Genomic DNA, 22,353 nt, shown 5'->3' on the forward strand with positions numbered 1-22,353 from the left:
GATCCCTGCAGTTGCCGGCCAGCGGCCGGCACTACCGGATCACATCCGTGCGTAGCGCCGGGCCATGCCCGGCGGACGCGGGATGGGCGATTACCGGAACACCACCGTGCGATGCCCGTTGAGCAGGATGCGGTGCTCCACATGGCGGCGCACGGCGCGTGCCAGCACCAGCGATTCGGTATCGCTGCCCAGCCGCACCAGTTCGCGCGGTGCCATCGCATGGTCAACGCGGGCCACGTCCTGTTCGATGATCGGTCCTTCGTCCAGATCCTCGGTGACGTAGTGCGCGGTGGCGCCGATGATCTTGACCCCGCGCGCGTGCGCCTGGTGGTACGGCTGCGCGCCCTTGAAGCTGGGCAGGAAGCTGTGATGGATGTTGATCGCACGCCCGGCCAGCGCGCGGCACAGCGTGGGTGACAGGATCTGCATGTAGCGCGCCAGCACCACCAGGTCGATGCGCTCGCGCTCGACCAGGTCGATGATCTGCTGCTCCTGCACCGCACGCGTATCGGCGGTCACCGGCAGGTGGTGGAACGGTACCTGGTAGGACGCGGCCAATGGCGCGAAGTCGGCGTGGTTGGAGGCCACCGCGGCAATGTCGACCTTCAGCTGGCCGCTGTGGGCGCGGAACAGCAGGTCGTTGAGGCAGTGCCCCTGCTTGCTGACCAGCACCAGCAGGCGTGCCCGGCGGCGGCCATCATGCAGCTGCCAGTCCATGCCGAAGCCTTCGGCAAGCGTGGCCATCGCGGCGTGCACGGTCTCCAGCGGCAGGCCGGCGTCACGGTCGAAATGCACGCGCAGGAAGAAGCGGCCGCTTTCCTCATCGCCGAACTGCTGGGCGTCGAGGATGTTGCAGCCGTGGTCGAACAGCAGGCCGGACACGCGATAGACGATGCCGGTACGGTCGGGGCAGGACAGGGTGAGGATGGAATCGGGGCGCATCGCCACAGTGTAGGGCAGCTTCCTGCCCAGCAGCCGGATGATCACCGATGCAACCGAACCGCTTGGTTCAGTCCCAAGCGATACTTGGCCATCACCGTGGCAAGCTGGTCGGTCATGAACCTGTTGCAACTGATCCGCAGCTTCACCCGCACCGCAGAGACCGGCAGCATTGCCGCCGCGGCCCGCATCCTTGGCATCAGCGCCACCGCAGTCGGCCAGAACATCAACCGGCTGGAAGCGCATCTGGGCGTACGGCTGCTGAACCGGAGTACGCGCCAGCTGGCGCTCAGCGAGGCCGGCGCGCTGTACCTGGCGCAGGTCCGCCACATCGAGGCCGACCTGGCGCGCGCGCAGGCGATGGTCACCTCCGGTGATATCGAACCGGCCGGGCCGCTGCGCATCGCCAGCAGCAGCGCGTTCGGCCGCCACGTGCTGGCCCCGTTGCTGCCGTCACTGCAGCAACGCTACCCGCAGCTGCAGCTGGAACTGCGGCTGACCGACCGCGCCGTGCAGCATGGTCCAGAGGCGGTGGATGCCAGCATCCGCATCGGCGCGCAGCTGGAAGACGGCGTGGTCGCACGGCAGCTGGCACGCGTGCCGTTCGTGTTCTGCGCCTCGCCGGCCTACCTGAAGGCCCATGGCACCCCGCAGGAACCATCGGATCTGGGCAGCCATCGCGGGCTGCTGCACCGCTTCCCCACCGATGGCCGGCCGTTGCGCTGGGGCCTGCTGAAGGACGGCCAGCGTGTGGACGCCGTGCTACCGCCGAGCATGGTCTGCGATGACATCGATGCGCTGGCGTCGCTGGCGGCGGCCGGTGCCGGCATCACGCGGTTGGCTGCGTTCGTGGCCCAGCCCTACCTGCGCGATGGACGCCTGCAGGCCGTGTTCGGCGCCGACAGCACGTGGCGTCCGGAGCCGATGGAGGTCTATTTCTGCGTCAGCGATCGCCGCGACTTCACCGCCAAGATCCGCGCGCTGTTCGAGCACCTGCAGGCCGGCATGGCGCCGGCCTGGCGGGTGTGAGCCTCAGCGCGCCTTGAACACGCCGCGCGCATCGCGCGGCTCGCAGCGCAGGTACTGCGGCGCCGGTTCAACGCTGTCGCGCAATGCGGCGGCGGCATGCCACGGCCAGCGCGGGTCGTAGAGGATGCCGCGCGCCAGGGCCACGGCATCGGCGTGGCGATGGCGCAGGATCGATTCGGCCTGCTCCGGTTCGGTGATCATGCCCACGGCGATCACCGGCATGCGCACCTTGGCCTTGATCGCCGCCGCGAACGGCACCTGGTAACCGGGGCCGACGGTGATCTTCTGGCGCTCGTCCAGGCCGCCACTGGAGACATGCAGGAAATTGCAGCCGCGCGCGTCCAGCACCTGGGCCAGTGCTTCGCTCTGCACCAGGTCCCAGCCACCCTCGACCCAATCGCTGGCGGAAATGCGCACGCCCACGGCGACCTTGTCGGACACCGCCGCGCGTACCGCGTCGAACACTTCCACCAGCAGGCGCAGGCGGTTCGGCAGCGACCCACCGTAACCATCGGTGCGGCGGTTGCTCAGCGGCGACAGGAACTGGTGCAGCAGGTAACCGTGCGCGGCATGCAGCTCGATCAGCTCGAAACCCAGGCGCTCGGCGCGCACCGCACTGGCAGCGAAGGCGGCGATGACCTCGGCGATGCCGGCCTCGTCCAGTTCCTGCGGTGCCGGATCGGCGGCATGGAACGGCAGCGGCGACGGCGCCACGGTGACCCAGCCACGCGCATCGCCGGCCGGCAACTGGCCACCCCCGTCCCACGGGCGGGCGGTGGATGCCTTGCGGCCGGCATGGCCCAGCTGGATGCCCAGCGGCATCGGCGACCAGCGGCGGACGCTGGCCAGCACCTGTGCCAGCGCGGCCTCGGTGCCGTCATCCCACAGGCCCAGGTCGGCCCAGCTGATGCGGCCGCGCGGCTCGACCGCGGTGGCTTCCAGGATCAACAGGCCGGCGCCGGACTGCGCCAGGTTGCCCAGGTGCATGGCGTGCCAGTCGCTGGCGCGGCCGTCTTCGGCGGAGTACTGGCACATCGGCGCGATGACGATGCGGTTGGACAGGGTCAGGGGGCCGAACGAGATCGGCGAAAACAGCTGGCTCAAGGGGGTGATGAACGACGTAGGGGGTGCGTATTGCACCGCTGCGCGGCTCCTGGATCAACCGTCTGGATGGATCGCTGTTTCGCAGCCGATCATGCCGCCGAGCGCCGAACAGCCCCTTGTAGAGCCGAGCCGACGCTCGGCTCAGCCCGCCACCCAACCGGACAAGGCTTCAGCGCAGTCCCGCTCATCCTTGAACAACAGCAGGTCGTCGGCACGGGTGCGGCCACGGTTCAACGCCGCCACCGGCAACCCTGCCTTCGCCGCCGCCTGCACGAAGCGGAAGCCGGAATAGACCATCAGTGACGACCCCACCACCAGCACCGCATCGGCCTGCTGCAGATGATCGTGCACCGCCGCCACCCGCTCGCGCGGCACGTTCTCGCCGAAGAACACCACGTCCGGCTTCAGCACGCCGCCGCAGTGCGGGCAATCGGGCACCACGAATGTGGAGAAATCGGTCTCCAGGTCGGCGTCGCCATCCGGGGCGATGCCGGCCTCCAGCGCGTCCCAGCCGGGATTGGCGTCCAGCAGCCGCTGCTGGAAATCCTCGCGGCCACTGCGGCGCTCGCAGCCCATGCAGCGCACCAGATCCAGGCGGCCATGCAGGTCGATCACGTTGCGGCTGCCGGCGCGCTGGTGCAGGCCGTCCACGTTCTGGGTCAGCAGCACCTGCAGCTTGCCGCGGCTTTCCAGGGCGGCCAGGGCCTGGTGGGTGCCGTTGGGCCGGGCCAGGCCGAAGCGCGGCCAGCCCAGCAGGCTGCGCGCCCAGTAACGCTGGCGGGTGGTCGCCTCGCCCATGAAGGCCTGGTAGGTCACCGGCGGCGTGCGTTTCCACTGGCCGTCGGCGTCCCGGTAATCGGGTATGCCCGAGGCGGTGCTGCAACCCGCGCCGGTCAGCACGAACAGGCGCTCGGCGCGGTCGATGAAGTCGGTCAGTGGCAGGGTCATGGCTGCCAGATGGGGGCGCCGCAGCGCCCCCGCAAGCACCGGTTCAGCCGCTGGTCTCAGGCGGCCGGCAGCGGCGGCACCGCGATCGGGTGGCCTTCCTCGTCCAGCGCGATCATCACGAAGTGGCCGCGGGTGCACAGCTTGCGCTCGCCGCTGTGCAGGTCCTCGGCGACCAGTTCCACCTCGACCTTCATCGAGCTGCGGCCGACTTCGACGATGCGGCCGATGGTTTCCACCATCTGGCCGATGCGGATCGGCAGCTTGAAGTCGACCTGGTCGCTGCGCGCGGTCACCACGGTGCGGCGCGAATAGCGGGCGGCGGCCAGGAACGCGGCCTTGTCCATCCATGCCAATGCCTGGCCACCGAACAGGGTGCCCAGGTGGTTGGTGTGGTTGGGGAAGACGATTTCAGCCATGCGCACTTCGGTGGGCGGCACGGTCTCGGGGATCGGGGTCATGGGGGTGCTTCGGTGTGGGGTGCTGCGGATTCTAAGCGACCGGCGTGATGGCCATCGGCATGCACGTGCAACGGTCACCCGGCAGCGGTGCCTGCGCAGGCCGCGCCTGCGGCAGGCGTTACACTGCGCCACGCCCACTGCCAGGACTGCCCATGCCCGCCACTTCCGACCTGCTGGCCTTCGCGCTGGTTTCGCTGGCCATGGTGCTCACGCCCGGGCCGAACATGATCTACGTCATCTCGCGCTCGATCTGCCAGGGGCCGATGGCTGGCCTGATCTCGCTGGGCGGGGTGGCGCTGGGCTTTGTGTTCTACATGCTGTGTGCGGCACTGGGCATCACCGCCCTGCTGATGACCGTGCCGTTCGCCTACGACGCGCTGCGCATCGGCGGCGCGCTGTACCTGCTGTACCTGGCCTGGCAGGCGCTCAGGCCCGGCGGCCGTTCGCCGTTCGCCGTGCGTGACCTGCCGCAGGACAGCCCGCGCAAGCTGTTCACGATGGGCTTCCTGACCAATCTGCTGAACCCGAAGGTGGCGGTGATGTACCTGTCGCTGCTGCCACAGTTCCTGCACCCGGACGGCGAAGGCAGCGTGCTGATGCAGTCGATCGTGCTGGGCTCCACCCAGATCCTGGTCAGCGTCAGCGTGAACGGCATGATCGCGCTGACCGCCGGCAGCATCGCCGGCTTCCTGGCCGCGCGCCCCACCTGGCAGATGGTGCAGCGCTGGCTGATGGGCACGGTGCTGGCCGGGCTGGCGGTGCGCATGGCGGTGGAAGGGCGGCGCTGATTGTAGAGTCGAGCCATGCTCGACTTTCTTGCGAGCAGCAGTCGAGCGTGGCTCGACGCTACGGAAACAAAAAACCCCGGCATTGGCCGGGGTTCTTCGTTGCGACAGGCCTGGCCGGTTCGATCAGAAGTTCATGTCGAAGGCGACTTCGCCCTGAACGCCGACCTGGTAGGCCGAGACGCGGCGTTCGAAGAAGTTGGTCAGCTCCTGCACGTCCTGCAGTTCCATGAACGGCAGCGGGTTGCGCACGTTGTACTTCTTTTCCATGCCCAGCTTGGCGAAGTGCTGGTCGGCGCAGTGCTGCAGGTACTGGCGCATGTCGCGGGTCGAGATGCCGGCCACGCCGCCGGACAGCACGTCCTCGGCGAACTGCACTTCGCATTCGATGGCTTCGGCCAGCATGTCGTAGACCTGCTGCTTCATCTCGTCGTCGAACAGGTCTGGCTCTTCCTCACGCACCACGCGCACCGACTCGAACGCAAACTCCATGTGCGCGCTCTCGTCGCGGAACACCCAGTTGGTGCCCGAGGCCAGGCCCGGCAGCAGGCCGCGCGAACGGAAGTAGTACACGTAGGCGAACGCAGCGAAGAAGAACAGGCCTTCGATGCAGGCGGCAAAGCAGATCTGGTTGAGCAGGAACTGGCGGCGCTGTTCGCGGGTCTCGATGCGGGTCAGGTCCTGGATCGAGTCGATCCACTTGAAGCAGAAATCGGCCTTCTTCTTGATCGAGTCGATGTTCTCCACCGCCGAGAACGCCTTGGCGCGCTCTTCCGGATCCGGCAGGTAGTTGTCCAGCAGGGTCAGGTAGAACTGCACGTGCAGTGCTTCCTCATACAGCTGGCGCGACAGGTACATGCGCGCTTCGGGCGCATTCAAGTGCTGGTACAGGTTCAGCACCAGGTTGTTGGACACGATCGAATCGCCGGTGGCGAAGAACGCGACCAGGCGGTGGATCAGGTGGCGCTCACCCGGCGACATCTTGCTGTGCAGGTCGGTGATGTCGATCTGGAAGTTGATCTCTTCCACCGTCCAGGTGTTCTTGATCGCATTCCGGTACATGTCATAGAACTGCGGGTAGCGCATCGGGCGCAGGGTCAGTTCAAAACCGGGATCGAGCAGCATCTGCTTGGGGGTGGTTGATGTCATTTCTATATCTCGTCAATTTCTGCCGGGCCAAGGTGGCCCGGCGAATGGTCCAATACTAGTCGAAACTACGCTGCAGCTGATCCGCTGAACCACCGGATCGCAATTTCCTCGCACGCCGCCTGAATGTCCTTCATCTTCCGGACATGAGCTTTAGGCGCAACGGTCACGGACGCTGTCGGCACGTCAACGACGTAACACTTGCGGTGATCCACATGCGAATTGCCTTGCTCGAGCTGCATGTAAACGCGCATGGCGGTGGCAACGTACTCCGCGCCGGCTGAGGTCAAAGGCGAAGTTTTAGGGAAATGAAGTTTGAGAGCTCCTTCAATCTCGCCAGTCAACCAGTTCCGCAGATAGATATCAGGCCGTACAGATACATACACACCTGCGATCGTCATGCCTTGGGAGATCGTGCCGGGCATCGACACGGCAACGCAATTGCCCAGATCAATTTGATCGACAGCCTGAATGAAGCTCTCAATAGCATCGGCGGAGGCGATTCGATCATTGATAGCAAACTCAGATCCCTCTTTACTCTTGCGAAGCTGAGAAGCCAGTGACAACAACCCGGTACGATCACTCATGCCCGAGACGATGAAATCAACAATCGCCTCTCGTGCATCCTTGTAGCGTGCAGCAATAAAAGGCTGCGGTGTCTGCTGATCTGAAACAATACGTTTACGTCGCGAGGGGGTCGGCGCCGTCATGTATTCGCCAAGCTTGTTCAAACTGATTCGAGGGTCTTGCATTAGCTAACTCCTTGGAATCGTACTGAGACTGTTTGCACAATCAATGACTAAGCTCTCTAGAAGGGCTGGGCTACCTGAAGTAGCCCAGCCAGTTCTTGCTATCGAGCCTTATTCGACTGTGACACCAAGCTGGCTGCCAACGTACGCGTGGTGGCAGACGATCGCTCGTTGTTCAGTGCGCGGCCCGCACGCTCTTCCATTCGAGCCCCGGTCTGACTGGCAGTCCCACGCTGAGCCAATACCGAGCCTGCGAGAGATCGCTCAAGCCCAGACGAGCTTCCATTGTTGAGAGTACGTGCCGCCAGCGAGGCAGCCGAAGCGGAGCTAGTTTTAGTATTTCTACTCATGATCAAGCCTCTTAACGGTTCAGGGGGCTTGGTCTCGAATCTTGATCTGCATCTAACCTTTTCCAATTGCAGAAAAGGTATAGTTGGCGCACTTCCTAGACGAAGTAGCAGAGCAAGAACACCCTGACCAAGCGTTGGATGTTTTGTGAAGCATCAGAAGGGCCCCGAGCTGTAACTCGGGGCCCTTCTTTTTTACTGGCAGGCCTCGCAGGCTTCCGGGTTTTCCAGCGAGCAGGCGATGGCTTCGTCCGGGCTGAACACCTTGGCCGGGGCCGCAGCGCTGACCGTGGTCTTGGCGATCTTGGTGGCCGGGCGCGAACGCAGGTAGTAGGTGGTCTTGATGCCCTGCTTCCAGGCGTACATGTACATGGAGGACATCGCGCCGATGTTCGGGCTTTCCATGAACAGGTTGAGCGAGGCCGACTGGTCGATGAAGGCGCCACGTTCGGCGGCCATGTCGATCAGCGAACGCATCGGCAGTTCCCACGCGGTGCGATAGACCTCGCGCAGCGTTTCCGGGATCTGTGGCAGACCCGCGATGGAGCCTTCGGCCAGCTTGATGGCATCGCGCATTTCCGGCGTCCACAGGCCCAGCTTCTTCAGCTCGTTCACCAGGTAACGGTTGACCTGCAGGAAGTCACCGGACAGGGTCTCGCGCTTGAACAGGTTGGACACCTGCGGCTCGACGCACTCGTAGCAGCCGGCGATCGAGGCGATGGTCGCGGTCGGGGCGATCGCGATCATCAGCGAGTTGCGCAGGCCGTGTTCCTTGATGCGGGCGCGCAGGGCATCCCAGCGCGCGGTGTCTTCCGGCACCACGTTCCAGGCGTCGAACTGCAGTTCGCCACCGGCGGCACGGGTGTCGTTGAACGACGGGTGCTTGCCACGTTCCTGGGCCAGCTCGCAGGAGGTTTCCAGCGCGTGGAAGTAGATCGCTTCGGCAATCTTCTTCGACAGGGCGCGGGCTTCGGCGCTGTCGAACGGCAGGCGCTTGCGGAAGAACACGTCCTGCAGGCCCATGCAGCCCAGGCCGACCGGACGCCAGCGCAGGTTGGCGCGGCGGGCGGTCTCGATCGGGTAGAAGTTCAGGTCGATGACGCGGTCGAGCTGGCGCACGGCCAGGCGAACGGTCTCGGCCAGCTTCTCGAAGTCGAACTCGTTGTGCTCGTCGAAGTGGTTGCCCAGGTTGATCGAACCCAGGTTGCACACGGCGGTTTCATCGTTGGAGGTGACCTCCAGGATTTCCGTGCACAGGTTGGACAGGTGGATCACGTTGCCCGGACGCAGGGTCTGGTTGCTGGCGCGGTTGCACTTGTCCTTGAAGGTCATCCAGCCGTTGCCGGTCTCGGCCAGGGTACGCATCATGCGGGCATACAGCTTGCGCGCGGAGATGGTGCGGTTGGCCTTGCCCTGGGCTTCGGCCTGCAGGTAGGCCTGCTCGAAGGCTTCGCCGAACAGGTCGGTGAACTCCGGCACGACGCGCGGATCGAACAGCGACCATTCCTGGTCGGCTTCGACGCGCTTCATGAACAGGTCCGGCACCCAGTTGGCCAGGTTCAGGTTGTGCGCACGACGGGCTTCGTCACCGGTGTTGTCGCGCAGCTCGAGGAAGTCCTCGATGTCGGCGTGCCAGGTTTCCAGGTACACGCAGGCCGCGCCCTTGCGCTTGCCGCCCTGGTTCACTGCGGCCACCGACGAATCCATGGTCTTCAGCCACGGCACGATGCCGTTGGAATGGCCATTGGTCGACTTGATCAGCGAACCACGCGAACGCACGCGAGTGTAGCTGACGCCGATGCCGCCGGAGAACTTTGACAGCTGGGCGATGTCGCCGTACTTGGAATAGATCGATTCCAGCGAGTCCTGCGGCGAGTCCAGCAGGAAGCACGAGGACAGCTGCTCGTGGGTGGTGCCGGAATTGAACAGGGTCGGGCTGGACGGCAGGTAGTCCAGGTTGCCCATGCGCTTGTACAGCGCCAGGGTCTCGGACACGTCCTCGCTCAGCGCGCTGGCGATGCGCAGGAAGAACTGCTGCGGGGTCTCGATCACCTTGCGGGTGTGCGGGTGGCGCAGCAGGTAACGGTCGTACAGGGTACGCAGGCCGAAGTAATCGAAGTTCAGGTCCAGCGAGATGTCGATGGCATCGTTGAGCTTGCGTGCGTTGGTCTGCACGAAGTTCAGCAGGCGGTCGTTGATCAGGCCGACTTCATGGCCACGGCTGACCGACTGCGAGAAGGCGTAGATTTCCTGGCCCGAGACTTCCTTGGCGATGTAGTTGGCCAGCAGGCGCGCGGCGAGACGGCCGTACTCGGGCTCTTCACCGATCAGCAGGGCGGCGGTGCGGATGGACAGTTCGTCCAGCTCGCGGGTGGTGGCACCGTTGTACAGGCCGGAAATGGTGCGGGTGGCCACGCGCATCGGATCCACGGCGTGCAGGCCTTCGGAGGAACGCTGCACCGCACGCACGATCTTGTTCAGGTCCACCAGTTCGGTGGTCCCATTGCGCTTGGTCACACTCATCGCGTTGGCCGTCGGCGGCGACGTCAACAGGAATTCGCTTTCCTTCTCGATGGTGGCGCTGGATTCGGTGCTCACGGCGTGTGTCCTCTTGGCGTGATTTGGGGGTGCTCGATGCATCGGGTGACGCGGCCCGGGACATGACAGCCCAGGATGGCAGGACGGCGTCGCAGGGGATGAGACCCTGCGCCTGCCACTGCCGTTGACGATCGCGGATGGGTACCCCGGGGCAACCCCTGGAATGGGGGTTGCTGCGACCGACGGCCACAAGATAGTGGGGGTAATGGGGTCCGTCAACGCCAAATGTAGTGAAATTCGGCAATCCCTTGCGCCGCAAGGATCGTGCCATCGGCGCCCTGATCAGACGCTTCAGACCTGCCGGAACGGGCTGCGCAGTCAAGTCCGAAAGGCGTCATTGCGGTGGCACAACGCACCGCGAAAACGGAACAATGACAGCTTCACATGACAGTGATGAAACTGGCTAGGGACAACCCTGTGGATAGGTGGTGGGCAGCCGGTGGGAAAGCCGGTATGGCCGGACGAATCGCCATCGCGCAGTGACTTTCGGCGGGTGACGGCGCCTGCCGAACGCGGGATGCTGGGGTCCTGCAATGACCGGAAAGGATTCCACCATGCGCCTGTCAGCACCCGCCTTGGCCCTGCTGGCTGCTGTGGTCACCGTACCTGCAATTGCCGCTGACACCCCGAAGCTGCGCGCGGACCAGTGCGGTATCCACACCGACTATGACGTGCTGGTGGACAGCGGTGGCATCTGGCTGCGGCATGGCCCGCAGGCACCGCACGAGGTGGTGTTCCACGATGGCGTGCTGAGCCTGGACGACACGGTCGTGCCGGTCAGCGAGGCCGACGCGGCCCGCCTTCGGCAGATGGAGGCCGGGGCACGGCAGCTGATGCCGGCCGCCACGGCGCTGGCCCATGAAGTGAGCGGACTGAGCTTCGACGTGCTCGACGGGGTCTATGAAAGCCTCACCGGTACCGCCAACAGCCGCAAGGTCCGGCGCCTGCGCCGGCAGGCCGATGACTGGATCGGCGGCACGCTGGGCAAGGGCTACTGGGAACAGGCTGTGTTCGGGCCAGGCTTCGAGGCCAAGGTGCAGGACATGGCCGAGTCGCTGTCCGCCTCCATCGCCCGCAGCATGCTGTGGCAGATCTTCACCGGACGCAGCGATGCGATGGAGGCACGCGCCGACCGTCTGGACGCGCAGATGGAACAGCAGCTGGAAGGCCGCGCCGAACGCATCGAGGCCCAAGCACAGTCGCTGTGCCCGCTGGTGCAGTCGCTGGCCGACACCCATGACGCGCTGGAAGTGCGCTACCAAGGCCAACCGCTGCGGCTGCTGGAGCGCAGCGAGAGCGTACGGGTGGAGCACGGCGATGGCTCGGGCCTGCAGGTGTCGGCCGGGCCGGATGAGCGGCCGCGTGGGAATGCGGTGGCGCCTTCCCGATAGCTGCGCGGCGCTGCTGTAGAGCCGAGCCCATGCTCGGCTCCCTTTCGGCACATCATCCAGAAGCAGCCGAGCGTGGGCTCGGCTCTACAGTAAACCGCCCTCACGCCCGGTGCGGGGTACCCAGGTACTCGGCGCTCTGCATCTCGATCAGGCGCGAGGCGGTGCGTTCGAACGCGCCCTGCAGGCGCTGGCCGGTGTACAGCTCGATCGGCGAGGTGCTGGCGGTGCAGACCAGGTTGACGTGGCGGTCGTACAGCTCGTCGATCAGGTTGACGAAGCGGCGCGCGGCATCCTCATTCAAGCGGTCGAAGGCGGGAATGCCGCCCAGCAGCACCGTGTTGAACTCGTGCGCGATCTCGATGTAATCCGAGGGCCCGCGCGGGCCTTCGCACAGCGCGGCGAAATCGAACCAGGCAATGCTCTTGCCACGGCCGCGTACCGGGATCTTGCGGCCCTCGATCTCGATGTTGCCGGCCTTGGCCGGCTGGCCGCCACTCAACTCGTTCCAGCGCGTGGCCAGCCACTCATCGCTGTCGGCCGCCAGCGGTGCGCGGTATACCGGCGAGCGGGTCAGCGCGCGCATCCGGTAATCCTCGGTACCTTCGGCGTACAGCTCCACGCAGAAGCGCTGCAGCAGGCCGATGGCCGGCAGGAAGCTCTCGCGCTGCAGGCCGTTGAGGTACAGGTTCTCCACTGCGGTGTTGGAGGTGGTGACCAGGGTCACGCCCTCGGCGAACAGGCGCTCCAGCAGCCGCGCCAGCAGCATCGCATCGCCGATGTCGGTGACGAAGAACTCGTCCAGCACCAGCACGCGCAGGTTGCTGCGCCATTCCTGGGCGATCTTCGCCAGCGGGTCGCTCTGGCCCTGGTGCTCGCGCAGGCGCTCATGGACGCTGCGCATGAAGCGGTGGAAATGGGTGCGGTACTTCTGCTTGATCGGCAGCCCGTCGTAGAACAGGTCGACCAGGAAGGTCTTGCCACGACCGACGCCGCCCCAGAAGTACAGGCCCTTGATCGGCTCGGGCTTCTTCCAGAACGAAGACAGGCGGTCCAGCCAGCCATCCTCGGCACTGTCCAGCAGGCCCAGGTGGATGCGGTCCAGCTCGGCCAGCGCCGCATGCTGGGCCGGGTCGTTCTGCCAGTCGCCACGGGCAACCCCTTCCGCATACCGCTGCGACGGGGTCAGCTCGGGTGCACTCATGCCGCCGCGCCCAGCCAGTGCTTGACGCCGTGGGTCAGCGCGCCGCGCAGGTCGATCAGCTTGCGGTGGAAGAAGTGGCTGGTCTCGGGCATGCGTACCAGCTCATGCGGGGCGTCCAGCGTGTCCAGCCACTGGTAGACGACCTGCGGGTCGACGATCTCGTCCTGCTCGCCCTGGATCACCAGCCAGCGCGCCGGCGGCGCGATGCCGTCGAAATCCCAGCGACCGGCCGGCGGCGCGATCGAGATCAGCGCTTCCGGCTGCAGCGTGGCGGCGGCCTTCAGCGACACGAACGCGCCGAAGCTGAAACCGGCCAGCCACAGGCGGTCGTCCGGGCGCTGGCTGCGCACCCAGGCCGCGACGGCCTTCAGGTCATCCTGCTCGCCCACGCCGCCATCGAAGGTGCCAGCCGAACCACCCACGCTGCGGAAGTTGAAGCGCACCGTGGCGATGCCCAGCTCGCGCAGGGTGGAGGCGGTCATGGTGACCACCTTGTTGTGCAGGGTGCCACCTTCGGTGGACAGCGGATGGCAGACGATGGCCACGATCGGCTGCACCGGCACATCGGCCTTGGGCAGGTCGACGACCACTTCCAGCGGGCCGGCCGGGCCGTCCAGTTCGAGGCAGGCGGTTTCGCCGGGGGCAACGGGGAACAAGGGCTTGTGCATGGCACCATGATACCGTCCCCCGCCCCTGCCCTGTGCCCGCCCCATGCTCTATCTGTCACTGGCCGTGATCTGCAGTGTGCTGGTTTCGGTGTTGTTGAAGGTGGCCGCACGCCGCCAGCTGGATGTTGCGCAGATGGTCACCTGGAACTATCTGGTGGCGGCAACGCTCACCGCCGTGGTGCTGCAGCCACCGCTGGATGCGCTGCGCGCGCCGCATGCGCCGTGGCTGTCACTGCTGGCGCTGGCGGTGGTGCTGCCCTCGATCTTCCTGGTACTGGGCCGCGCGGTGGCGGTGGCCGGCATCGTCCGCAGCGACGTGGCGCAGCGGCTGTCGTTGCTGCTTTCCCTGGCCGCCGCCTTCCTGTGCTTCGGCCAGACCGCAACGCCCTGGAAACTGGCCGGCCTGGGCCTGGGCCTGCTGGCGATGGTGGCCATCAGCCTGCGCCCGCGCGGCCCGGCGGTGGCGTCCTCACCCGGCGGCTGGGGCTGGCTGCTGGGCGTATGGGCCGGATTCGCAGTGGTGGACGTGCTGCTCAAGCAGGTGGCGCTGTCCGGCACGCCGTCGATGGCGGCGGTGCTGGCCAGTTTCAGCGTCGCCTTCGTGCTGATGCTGGCAATGCAGCTGTGGCGGCATGTCAGTGGCCGCAGCCGACTGGCCTGGCGCAACCTCGGCGCGGGTGCACTGCTGGGCCTGCTCAATGGCGGCAACATCCTGTTCTATGTGCATGCGCACCAGGCGATGCCAGAGAGCCCGGCCACCGTGTTCGCCGGCATGAACATCGGCGTGGTGGTGCTGGGCGCGCTGGTAGGCATGTTCGTCTTCGGCGAGGCCACCACGAAGTGGAACCGCGCGGGACTGGCGCTGGCGGTGCTGGCGATCGGGATGATCGCCTGGGGGTGAGCGATACCCGGGGTCGGATCCCATTCCCACGGAATGGGCTCTGACCCCTACGCCTCAGACCCCGCGATGCCTTGGGTCAGAGCCCATTCCGTGGGAATGGGATCCGACCCCGGCCTGGCGCGTTACTTGTCGAAGCCCAGCAGCAGCGGGTCGTGGTCGGAGCTGCGCCACGGGCCCTGCACGTTGCGGCCCTGGTAGCCGCTGGCGTCCTGCTCGTCGGCGTTGCTGTGCCATTCGGCGGCACCGCGCAGGCGCCTGGCCATGCCCGGGTTCAGCAGCGCGTGGTCGAGACGGCCGGTGTAGCCGTTGTAGACGTAGCTGTAGGGATGCTCGACCTTGGCCACCTTGAACGCGTCCTGCCAGCCCAGATCATGCAGGGCGCGGATCGGGTCTTCCATCGCGTAGGCATTGAAGTCACCCAGCAGCACCGCGTCCCTGGCGCCGGTACCGGTCGGATCGGTCTGCAGCCAGGCGTGCAGCTGCTGCGCCGACGTCACACGGGTGGCGTTCCAGCAGCCCTGATTGTCGTTGCGATCGGCGTCGGCACCGGCCGCGTCACGGCAACCCTTCGATTTGAAATGGTTGGCAACCACCACAAACGGCGCGCCCTGCTTGCCCTGGAAGGCCTGCGCCAACGGTACGCGGCTGTGCTCGACGAACGGGCCGCCGGTCAGCGTGGCCGGCTTGCCGACCGGCTGCAGGCGCGTGCTGCGATAGATGATGCCGACCCGGATCGGGTTGTCGCCGGGGCCGTTGCCGGCGTCGACGAAGCGCCAGTCGCCCTGCGCGCCGCGGTCGCGGTTGAGCGCATCGACCAGTTCGGCGATGGCCGACTGCGGGCCGTAGCCGTCGTTCTCCAGTTCCATCAGCGCAGCGACATCGGCGCCCAACGCGTTGACCGTGGTGACCAGCTTGGCGAGCTGCGCCTTGTGCTCGTCCAGCGTGCGCGCGCCGCGCAGCGTCGGGAAGCCACCGCCCTGGCCGTCACCATTGAAGAAATTCTCCAGGTTGAAGGCGGCCACGTGCAGGCTTCCCGGCACCGTGGGTACTGCCGGGCGCTTCAGTTCCGGCAGCTTCAGCGCGCCTTCGACCTGCAGGCGCGGATGGCCCTGCGCGTCCACGCGCACGATGCCCTCCACGTTGCGCAGCTGCATGCCGGTGCGCAGCACCGGGTTGCCCGGCAGGTAGGGCACGCTGGCGGGGTCGCGGGCATCGCTGCCATCTTCCAGCACCAGGCGGCGGCGCCGGTTGTCGGCCATCACCTGCTCATAGCCGGCAGTGCCCGGCGCGGCCACTTCGGTCGGCTGCCAGAGACGGCCATCGAACGCCACCGTGAGCTGGCCGAAGTGCTGCAGGCCGTCGGTACCGGCCAGGGTGAGCGGCGCGGCGATGCGCACGCGCTGCCCATCCAGCGCGCGCCAGTCGGCCGGCGCAGCGGTCAGCACCACAGTGGCGCTGCCGCGCGCGACGGAGGGCGGCGCGACCGGCGTGGCCTGCGGCTGGGCCTGGGCAAAGGCGCCGGCCGGCAGCAGCAGGGACAGGGCAAGGGCGAGGGAACGGCGGCGCATCAACGGGCGACTCCATGGAAGAGGCGCACAGACTAACCCTGAAATGCGAAACCCCGCCTGCGCAGCGGGGCATATGAGCGATCAGGCCTCGGTGGGCAAAGCCGGGGGATCGTAGAGCCGAGCCCATGCTCGGCTGCACCTGGCCACACCGCGCGGAGAGCAGCCGAGCGCGGGCTCGGCTCTACAGGAGGCGGCGCGTTGCGGCGGTTACTTCAGGTTGCCCAGCATCCAGTCCACGGTGGCGTGGATCTGTTCTTCGGTCAGCGCCGGGTTGCCGCCCTTGGGCGGCATGATCCCGCCGTCGGGGCCGGTATAGCCCTCGATGGCGTGCTTGTAGAGGGTGTCCTTGCCCTGCGCGATGCGCTTGTCCCAATGCGAATGGTCCAGCGTCGGTGCCATGCCCACACCGTTAGTGTGGCAGGCGGTGCACAGGTTGTCGAAGATCACCTTGCCATCCTTGGTGCCGCCGTAGGCCACCTGCGACGCCGCCTTGGCCAGCGCGGCGGCCTTGGCAGCGGCCTGCGCGGCGGCGCCGGTGCTGCCGGCATAGACCGCGCCGGTGGGCGAAATGCGCTGTTCGGTGCGCTTGGCCGCAGTGGGCGACACCTCGGGCGGAATCCGGGTGTGGATGTAGGCGGCAAGGAGGATGAGGCCGAGGGTGATGGTCGCCAGCAGCGCGATCACCATGGAGAAGCGTTTCAGGAACTCCAGATCGTAATTCCGCACTCTTCGTTACCCCTGGCTGATAGTCGTTGGACCACGGCTGAGCGACTGCGTGATGGACCGAGTATAGAACGCGCCTTGCGTGCGACAACAGGCGTCACTGCTGGTGCGGCGCAACATGCCGGGGGATGCGGTCGGGGATGGGGTCAGATCCCTTTTGCGGCGCAAAAGGGATCTGACCCCAGCAACAGAAGCCGGCCAGCGGCCGGCGCTACCGGATTACCGGGGCACCGATCGCGCGCAGGCAGAAGCTGCAGATCGCATCCACCAGCGCGTCTTCGTCGCGGTGCGCTTCGCGGCTGGGCGCGGTCGGACCGACCATCGCTTCGGTGAAGGCGCCGACCAGGCACGCGGCGGCCACATGCGCGTCCTGCGCCGGCAGCTCACCGGCGGCCACGCCTTCCTCCACCAGCCGCAGGAACACGTCGCCGAACGCGCGACGTCCGCGCATGCGCTCGGCCTCCACGTCCGGATCGACCGGTTCGACGATGAAGGCGTGCGCCAGCCCCGGCCCGGCCAGGGCGCGGCGGACGAAGGCGGTGATTGCCAGCCGCAGGCGCTCGCTGGCCACCTCCGGACCGCTGGCGATGCGCTCCATGATCGCGACCTCGTGGGCCACCGCGGCGTTGAGCACCTCCACGAACAGCTCGGCCTTGGACGGGAAGTGGCGATAGATCAGGCCGGTGGACACCCCCGCCTGGGTCGCCACGGCGGTCACCGGGGCGTTGCGCCAGCCGCCGGTGGCGACCAGCTCGCGGGTGGCCAGCAGGATCCGTTCACGGGCGCCCGCCAGGCGTTCTTCCATCAATGCAGAGCGTTTATAGGCCATGTTCTGATTCTAGTTTCAATTTTTGAATTCGTATTCACTTCTTATCCGAACCCCGCTACGCTGGGGCCATCGCCCGTGCGGGTGGCGGTCCTGCCGACCGCCGCCCGCTCCCCCGCCGGGTGCGTCCATTCCCTGCCATCCCGCCGTGGAGCCACCACAATGCACGTGCCATCCCTGAACTTCGATCTTGGCGAAGACATCGACCTGCTGCGCCAGAGCGTGGCCCATTTTGCCGCCGCCGAGGTCGCACCGCTGGCCGCCGAGGCTGATGCCAGCAACCAGTTCCCGCTGGCCCTGTGGCCGAAGCTGGGCGAACAGGGCCTGCTCGGCCTCACCGTGGAAGAAGAATACGGTGGTACCGGCATGGGCTACCTGGCCCACGTGGTGGCGATGGAAGAAATCTCGCGCGCCTCCGGCGGCATCGGCCTGTCCTATGGCGCGCACTCCAACCTGTGCGTGAACCAGCTGCGCAAGAACGGCAACGAAGAACAGAAGCAGCGCTTCCTGCCCGGCCTGTGCAATGGCAGCCTGGTCGGCGCACTGGCGATGAGCGAACCGGGTGCCGGTTCGGACGTGGTGTCGATGAAGCTGCGTGCCGACAAGCGCGGCGACCGCTACGTGCTCAACGGCAACAAGATGTGGATCACCAACGGCCCGGATGCCGACGTGCTGGTGGTCTACGCCAAGACCGACATGGAGGCCGGTGCCAAGGGCATCACCGCGTTCCTGGTCGAGAAGGGCATGAAGGGCTTCTCCACCGCGCAGAAGCTGGACAAGCTCGGCATGCGCTCCTCGCCCACCTGCGAGCTGGTGTTCCAGGACTGCGAGATTCCCGAAGAGAACGTGCTGGGCCAGGTCGGCGGTGGCGTGCGCGTACTGATGTCCGGCCTGGACTACGAGCGCGTGGTGCTGTCCGGTGGCCCGCTGGGCCTGATGGCCGCGGCCATGGACGTGGTCATGCCCTATGTGCACGAGCGCCACCAGTTCGGCGAACCGATCGGCAGCTTCCAGCTGATCCAGGCCAAGATCGCCGACATGTACGTGGGCCTGGGTGCCTGCCGCGCGTATGTCTATGCCGTGGCGCGCGCCTGCGACCAGGGCCGCACCACCCGCCAGGACGCCGCCGGTGCGATCCTGTACGCCGCCGAGAAGGCCACCTGGCTGACCGGCCAGGCGATCCAGATCCTCGGCGGCAACGGCTACATCAACGAATACCCGACCGGCCGCTTGTGGCGCGACGCCAAGCTGTATGAAATCGGCGCCGGCACCTCGGAGATCCGCCGCATGCTGATCGGCCGCGAACTGTTCCAGCGCACCCTGTAAGGCCACCGCGATGACCGTCCTGAACAGCCAGCTGCAACCAGGCAGCGAAACGTTTGAAAGCAACCGCGCGGCCATGCAGGCCGTGGTCGACGACCTGCATGCCACCCTCGCGCGCACTGCGCTGGGTGGCAACGAGGCGGCACGCGCCAAGCACACCGCGCGCGGCAAGCTGCTGGTGCGCGACCGCATCGACGCCCTGCTCGACCCCGGCAGCGCCTTCCTGGAAATCGCGCCGTTGGCCGCGCACGGCATGTATGAAGACGCCGTGCCCGCCGCGGGCGTGGTGGCCGGCATCGGCCGGGTGAGCGGCGTGGAATGCGTGATCGTGGCCAACGACGCCACGGTCAAGGGCGGCACCTACTACCCGATGACGGTGAAGAAGCACCTGCGCGCGCAGGAGATCGCCGAGCAGAACCACCTGCCGTGCATCTACCTGGTCGATTCCGGTGGCGCGTTCCTGCCGCTGCAGGACGAAGTCTTCCCCGACCGCGACCATTTCGGCCGCATCTTCTACAACCAGGCCAACCTGTCGGCGCAGGGCATTCCGCAGATCGCCTGCGTGATGGGCAGCTGCACTGCCGGTGGCGCCTATGTGCCGGCGATGAGCGACGAGACCGTGATCGTGCGCGAGCAGGGCACGATCTTCCTCGGCGGCCCGCCGCTGGTGAAGGCGGCCACCGGTGAAGTGGTCACGGCCGAGGAACTGGGTGGCGCCGACGTGCACACCCGCATCTCCGGCGTGGCCGACCACATGGCTGACAACGATCTGCAGGCACTGGCACGGGTGCGCGCGATCATCGCCCAGCTCAACTGGCGCAAGCCGGAACCGGCGATGGCGGTGCGGCCCCCTGAAGCGCCATTGCTGCCGGCCCATGAGCTGTATGGCGTGATCCCGGCCGATACGCGCAAACCCTACGACGTTCGCGAAGTGATCGCGCGGCTGGTGGATGGCTCGCGCTTCGACGAGTTCAAGCCGCGCTACGGCGCAACGCTGGTGACCGGTTTCGCCCATCTGAACGGCTACCCGATCGGCATCATCGCCAACAACGGGATCCTGTTCTCCGAGTCGGCCCTGAAGGGCGCGCACTTCATCGAGCTGTGCACCCAGCGCAACATCCCGCTGGTGTTCCTGCAGAACATCACCGGCTTCATGGTCGGCCGCAAGTACGAACAGGGCGGCATCGCCAAGGACGGCGCCAAGCTGGTGATGGCGGTGGCCTGTGCCAGGGTGCCCAAGTTCACCGTGGTGATCGGCGGCTCGTTCGGTGCCGGCAACTACGGCATGTGCGGCCGTGCGTACTCGCCGAACTTCCTGTGGATGTGGCCGAACGCGCGCATCGGCGTGATGGGCGGCGAGCAGGCCGCCAGTGTGCTGGCCACGGTCAAGCGCGATGGCATTGAAGCCAAGGGCGGCCAGTGGCCGGCGGCGGAAGAGGATGCCTTCAAGGCACCGATCCGCGACCAGTTCGAACAGCAGGGCCACCCGTACTACGCCAGCGCGCGCCTGTGGGACGACGGCGTGATCGATCCGGCCGACACCCGCCAGGTGCTGGCGCTGGCGCTGTCGGCCAGCCTCAACGCCGCCCCGCAGCAGACGCGCTTCGGCGTGTTCCGCATGTGACCCGTGCCATGACCGAGCACGCTCCTATGAAGCACGTTGCCATGTTCAGCAAAGTCCTGATCGCCAACCGCGGCGAAATCGCCTGCCGCGTCATCGCTACCTGCCGCCGCCTCGGCATCGCCACCGTGGCGGTGTATTCCGATGCCGACCGCAACGCACGCCATGTGCGCCTGGCCGACGAAGCCGTCCACATCGGCCCGGCCGCCGCACGCGAGAGCTACCTGCGTGGCGATGCCCTGCTTGATGCCGCGCGCACTACCGGCGCACAGGCCATCCACCCCGGTTATGGCTTCCTGTCCGAGAATGCCGACTTCGCCGATGCCTGCGCCGCCGCCGGCATCACCTTCATCGGGCCACCGCCCAGCGCCATCCGCGCGATGGGTGACAAGAGCGCGGCCAAGGCGCTGATGGCCAAGGCCGGTGTGCCGCTGACGCCGGGTTACCACGGTGACCAGCAGGCGCCGGACTTCCTGCGCGCGCAGGCCGATGGCATCGGCTACCCGGTGCTGATCAAGGCCAGCGCCGGTGGCGGTGGCAAGGGCATGCGCAAGGTCGAACGCAGCGAGGACTTCGTCGATGCGCTGGCCAGCTGCCAGCGCGAGGCGGCCTCGGCGTTCGGCAACGACCACGTGCTGGTCGAGAAGTACGTCGAGCGCACGCGCCATATCGAGATCCAGGTGTTCGGTGACAGCCACGGTGAGGCGGTCTACCTGTTCGAGCGCGACTGCTCGGTGCAGCGCCGCCACCAGAAGGTGCTGGAAGAAGCACCCGCGCCGGGCATGAGCGCGGAACGTCGTGCTGCAATGGGCAAGGCCGCGGTCGATGCCGCACGCGCAGTGGGCTATGAGGGTGCGGGCACGGTGGAATTCATCGCCGGCCCGGACGGCGATTTCTACTTCATGGAAATGAACACCCGCCTGCAGGTCGAGCACCCGGTCACCGAATACATCACCGGCACCGACCTGGTGGAGTGGCAGCTGCGCGTGGCTTCGGGCCAACCGCTGCCGCTGCGCCAGGACCAGCTGGCCATCCACGGCCACGCGATCGAAGCGCGTCTGTACGCCGAGGATGCCGACCGTGGCTTCCTGCCCTCCACCGGCACCCTGCGCCGCCTGCGCCTGCCGGCAGCGTCGGCCAACGTGCGCGTCGATACCGGCGTGGAGGAAGGCGACAGCATCACCCCGTACTACGATCCGATGATCGCCAAGCTGATCGTCTGGGACGTGGACCGCGGCGCCGCGCTGCGCCGCATGAGCCAGGCCCTGGCCGACTGCCAGGTGGTGGGCGTGACCACCAACGCCGGCTTCCTGCGCCGCCTGGTGAATACCGATTCGTTCGCGCACGCCAGGCTGGATACGGCGCTGATCGAACGCGAACAGGCGGCATTGAGTGCCGTGGGCGACGCGGGTGCGGACCTGTGGCTGCTGGCCGCCGTGGCCGCGGTGGCAAGCACGGCGCCCGCCAGCACCGACGTGCGCGATCCGCATTCGCCGTGGCGGTCACAGGATGGCTGGCGCCTCGGTGCGTCCGCGCCGCGCGTAGTGCCGCTGCAGCAGGGCGAACGCAAGCACACGCTGAAGGTGTGGGCGCAGGCCGATGGCTGGCGCGTGCAGTGCGATGACGCTGCACCGGTGCGGGTGATCGGCACGGCCGATGTGCACGGACTGACGGTGCAGCTGGGCGAGCGCCGCGGGTCGCTGCAGCTGCTGCGCGACGGTAACCAGCTGTACCTGTTCGGCGCCGACGGCCAGCACCGCTTCACCCTGCATGATCCAGTGGGTGAATCGGACCACGCCGTGGCCGACGCCGGCAGCCTGCTGGCACCCATGCCGGGCAGGATCGTGGCCACGCTGGTCGCGGCCGGTACCGAGGTCAAGCGCGGCACGCCGCTGGTGGTGCTGGAAGCGATGAAGATGGAGCACACCCTGCAGGCACCGGCCGATGGCACGGTGAAGGGTTACCGTGCCAAGGCCGGCGACCAGGTCGGCGACGGCGCGGTGCTGGTGGACTTCGAGGCGACCTGAT

At 66.8% G+C, this 22,353-nt stretch carries 19 protein-coding genes; 7 read left to right on the forward strand and 12 right to left on the reverse strand.

The features are described 5' to 3' along the window. Positions 1 to 90: 90 nt before the first annotated feature. The gene (gene purU, locus VG566_RS14260) at positions 91 to 942 is read right to left on the reverse strand and encodes a formyltetrahydrofolate deformylase (RefSeq protein ID WP_005411937.1); all 852 of its coding nucleotides are present in this window, start codon (positions 940 to 942) and stop codon (positions 91 to 93) included. A gap of 114 nt (positions 943 to 1,056) precedes the next feature. Here purU and VG566_RS14265 point away from each other — a divergent pair, with 114 nt between their 5' ends. After that, positions 1,057 to 1,968 (forward strand): LysR family transcriptional regulator, encoded by a 912-nt coding sequence (locus VG566_RS14265; RefSeq protein ID WP_164109154.1) that lies wholly within the window; start codon positions 1,057 to 1,059, stop codon positions 1,966 to 1,968. A 3-nt stretch (positions 1,969 to 1,971) separates the two neighbouring features. On the opposite strand, the gene VG566_RS14270 is transcribed toward VG566_RS14265, so the two are convergent. The 3 genes from VG566_RS14270 to VG566_RS14280 form a co-directional block, all read right to left on the reverse strand. Continuing rightward, positions 1,972 to 3,072: an NADH:flavin oxidoreductase/NADH oxidase gene (locus VG566_RS14270; RefSeq protein ID WP_241884583.1), complete on the reverse strand. Its 1,101-nt coding sequence runs from the start codon at positions 3,070 to 3,072 to the stop codon at positions 1,972 to 1,974. Positions 3,073 to 3,213: 141 nt separating this feature from the next. Further along, positions 3,214 to 4,020, reverse strand: coding sequence for an NAD-dependent protein deacetylase (locus VG566_RS14275; protein WP_100450898.1), 807 nt, complete (start codon positions 4,018 to 4,020; stop codon positions 3,214 to 3,216). 56 nt (positions 4,021 to 4,076) lie between these two features. Beyond that, on the reverse strand, positions 4,077 to 4,478 hold the full coding sequence (locus VG566_RS14280; RefSeq protein ID WP_004153688.1) for an acyl-CoA thioesterase: 402 nt from the start codon (positions 4,476 to 4,478) through the stop codon (positions 4,077 to 4,079). A gap of 152 nt (positions 4,479 to 4,630) precedes the next feature. Between VG566_RS14280 and VG566_RS14285 the strand changes: the two genes are divergently transcribed. Next, positions 4,631 to 5,266: a LysE family translocator gene (locus tag VG566_RS14285; RefSeq protein ID WP_032956621.1), complete on the forward strand. Its 636-nt coding sequence runs from the start codon at positions 4,631 to 4,633 to the stop codon at positions 5,264 to 5,266. Between the two features lie 123 nt (positions 5,267 to 5,389). On the opposite strand, the gene VG566_RS14290 is transcribed toward VG566_RS14285, so the two are convergent. The 3 genes from VG566_RS14290 to VG566_RS14300 all read right to left on the reverse strand — a co-directional run bounded on the left by VG566_RS14290 (position 5,390) and on the right by VG566_RS14300 (position 10,103). After that, positions 5,390 to 6,412, reverse strand: coding sequence for a ribonucleotide-diphosphate reductase subunit beta (locus VG566_RS14290; RefSeq protein ID WP_069138091.1), 1,023 nt, complete (start codon positions 6,410 to 6,412; stop codon positions 5,390 to 5,392). A gap of 65 nt (positions 6,413 to 6,477) precedes the next feature. Then, positions 6,478 to 7,161 (reverse strand): hypothetical protein, encoded by a 684-nt coding sequence (locus tag VG566_RS14295; protein ID WP_241884584.1) that lies wholly within the window; start codon positions 7,159 to 7,161, stop codon positions 6,478 to 6,480. A 539-nt stretch (positions 7,162 to 7,700) separates the two neighbouring features. Beyond that, entirely contained in the window at positions 7,701 to 10,103 is a 2,403-nt protein-coding gene (locus tag VG566_RS14300) for a ribonucleoside-diphosphate reductase subunit alpha (protein ID WP_032956619.1), read from the reverse strand. A gap of 554 nt (positions 10,104 to 10,657) precedes the next feature. Between VG566_RS14300 and VG566_RS14305 the strand changes: the two genes are divergently transcribed. Then, on the forward strand, positions 10,658 to 11,494 hold the full coding sequence (locus tag VG566_RS14305) for a DUF2884 family protein (RefSeq protein ID WP_032956617.1): 837 nt from the start codon (positions 10,658 to 10,660) through the stop codon (positions 11,492 to 11,494). A 100-nt stretch (positions 11,495 to 11,594) separates the two neighbouring features. Here the strand turns inward: VG566_RS14305 and zapE are convergent, their stop codons facing one another. Then, complete coding sequence (gene zapE, locus VG566_RS14310) at positions 11,595 to 12,695, reverse strand: cell division protein ZapE (protein ID WP_134967192.1); 1,101 nt, start codon at positions 12,693 to 12,695, stop codon at positions 11,595 to 11,597. Then, positions 12,692 to 13,363, reverse strand: a complete 672-nt coding sequence (locus tag VG566_RS14315; protein WP_049407483.1) for an alpha/beta hydrolase — start codon at positions 13,361 to 13,363, stop codon at positions 12,692 to 12,694. Before VG566_RS14315 ends, zapE begins: the two co-directional genes overlap by 4 nt. 43 nt (positions 13,364 to 13,406) lie before the next feature. Here VG566_RS14315 and VG566_RS14320 point away from each other — a divergent pair, with 43 nt between their 5' ends. Beyond that, complete coding sequence (locus VG566_RS14320; RefSeq protein ID WP_046428023.1) at positions 13,407 to 14,264, forward strand: membrane protein; 858 nt, start codon at positions 13,407 to 13,409, stop codon at positions 14,262 to 14,264. A 122-nt stretch (positions 14,265 to 14,386) separates the two neighbouring features. Here VG566_RS14320 and VG566_RS14325 read toward each other — a convergent pair whose 3' ends face one another. The 3 genes from VG566_RS14325 to VG566_RS14335 all read right to left on the reverse strand — a co-directional run bounded on the left by VG566_RS14325 (position 14,387) and on the right by VG566_RS14335 (position 17,384). Then, positions 14,387 to 15,832, reverse strand: a complete 1,446-nt coding sequence (locus tag VG566_RS14325; protein WP_014645574.1) for an ExeM/NucH family extracellular endonuclease — start codon at positions 15,830 to 15,832, stop codon at positions 14,387 to 14,389. Between the two features lie 207 nt (positions 15,833 to 16,039). Continuing rightward, positions 16,040 to 16,558 carry a c-type cytochrome gene (locus tag VG566_RS14330; RefSeq protein WP_014035592.1) on the reverse strand — a complete coding sequence of 173 codons (519 nt, stop codon included), beginning with the start codon at positions 16,556 to 16,558 and terminating at the stop codon, positions 16,040 to 16,042. A 208-nt stretch (positions 16,559 to 16,766) separates the two neighbouring features. Continuing rightward, complete coding sequence (locus VG566_RS14335) at positions 16,767 to 17,384, reverse strand: TetR/AcrR family transcriptional regulator (RefSeq protein ID WP_014645572.1); 618 nt, start codon at positions 17,382 to 17,384, stop codon at positions 16,767 to 16,769. A 159-nt stretch (positions 17,385 to 17,543) separates the two neighbouring features. On the opposite strand from VG566_RS14335, the gene VG566_RS14340 reads away from it, so the two are divergent. The 3 genes from VG566_RS14340 to VG566_RS14350 are packed head-to-tail and all read left to right on the forward strand — an operon-like array spanning position 17,544 to position 22,352. Next, on the forward strand, positions 17,544 to 18,707 hold the full coding sequence (locus VG566_RS14340; RefSeq protein ID WP_014645571.1) for an isovaleryl-CoA dehydrogenase: 1,164 nt from the start codon (positions 17,544 to 17,546) through the stop codon (positions 18,705 to 18,707). A gap of 10 nt (positions 18,708 to 18,717) precedes the next feature. Further along, positions 18,718 to 20,328: a carboxyl transferase domain-containing protein gene (locus VG566_RS14345; RefSeq protein WP_046427997.1), complete on the forward strand. Its 1,611-nt coding sequence runs from the start codon at positions 18,718 to 18,720 to the stop codon at positions 20,326 to 20,328. An 8-nt stretch (positions 20,329 to 20,336) separates the two neighbouring features. Next, on the forward strand, positions 20,337 to 22,352 hold the full coding sequence (locus tag VG566_RS14350; RefSeq protein ID WP_423172647.1) for an acetyl/propionyl/methylcrotonyl-CoA carboxylase subunit alpha: 2,016 nt from the start codon (positions 20,337 to 20,339) through the stop codon (positions 22,350 to 22,352). Position 22,353: the final 1 nt, after the last annotated feature.

It is taken from the genome of Stenotrophomonas sp. CASM114, assembly GCF_049384325.1.
Lineage (GTDB): Bacteria > Pseudomonadota > Gammaproteobacteria > Xanthomonadales > Xanthomonadaceae > Stenotrophomonas > Stenotrophomonas muris.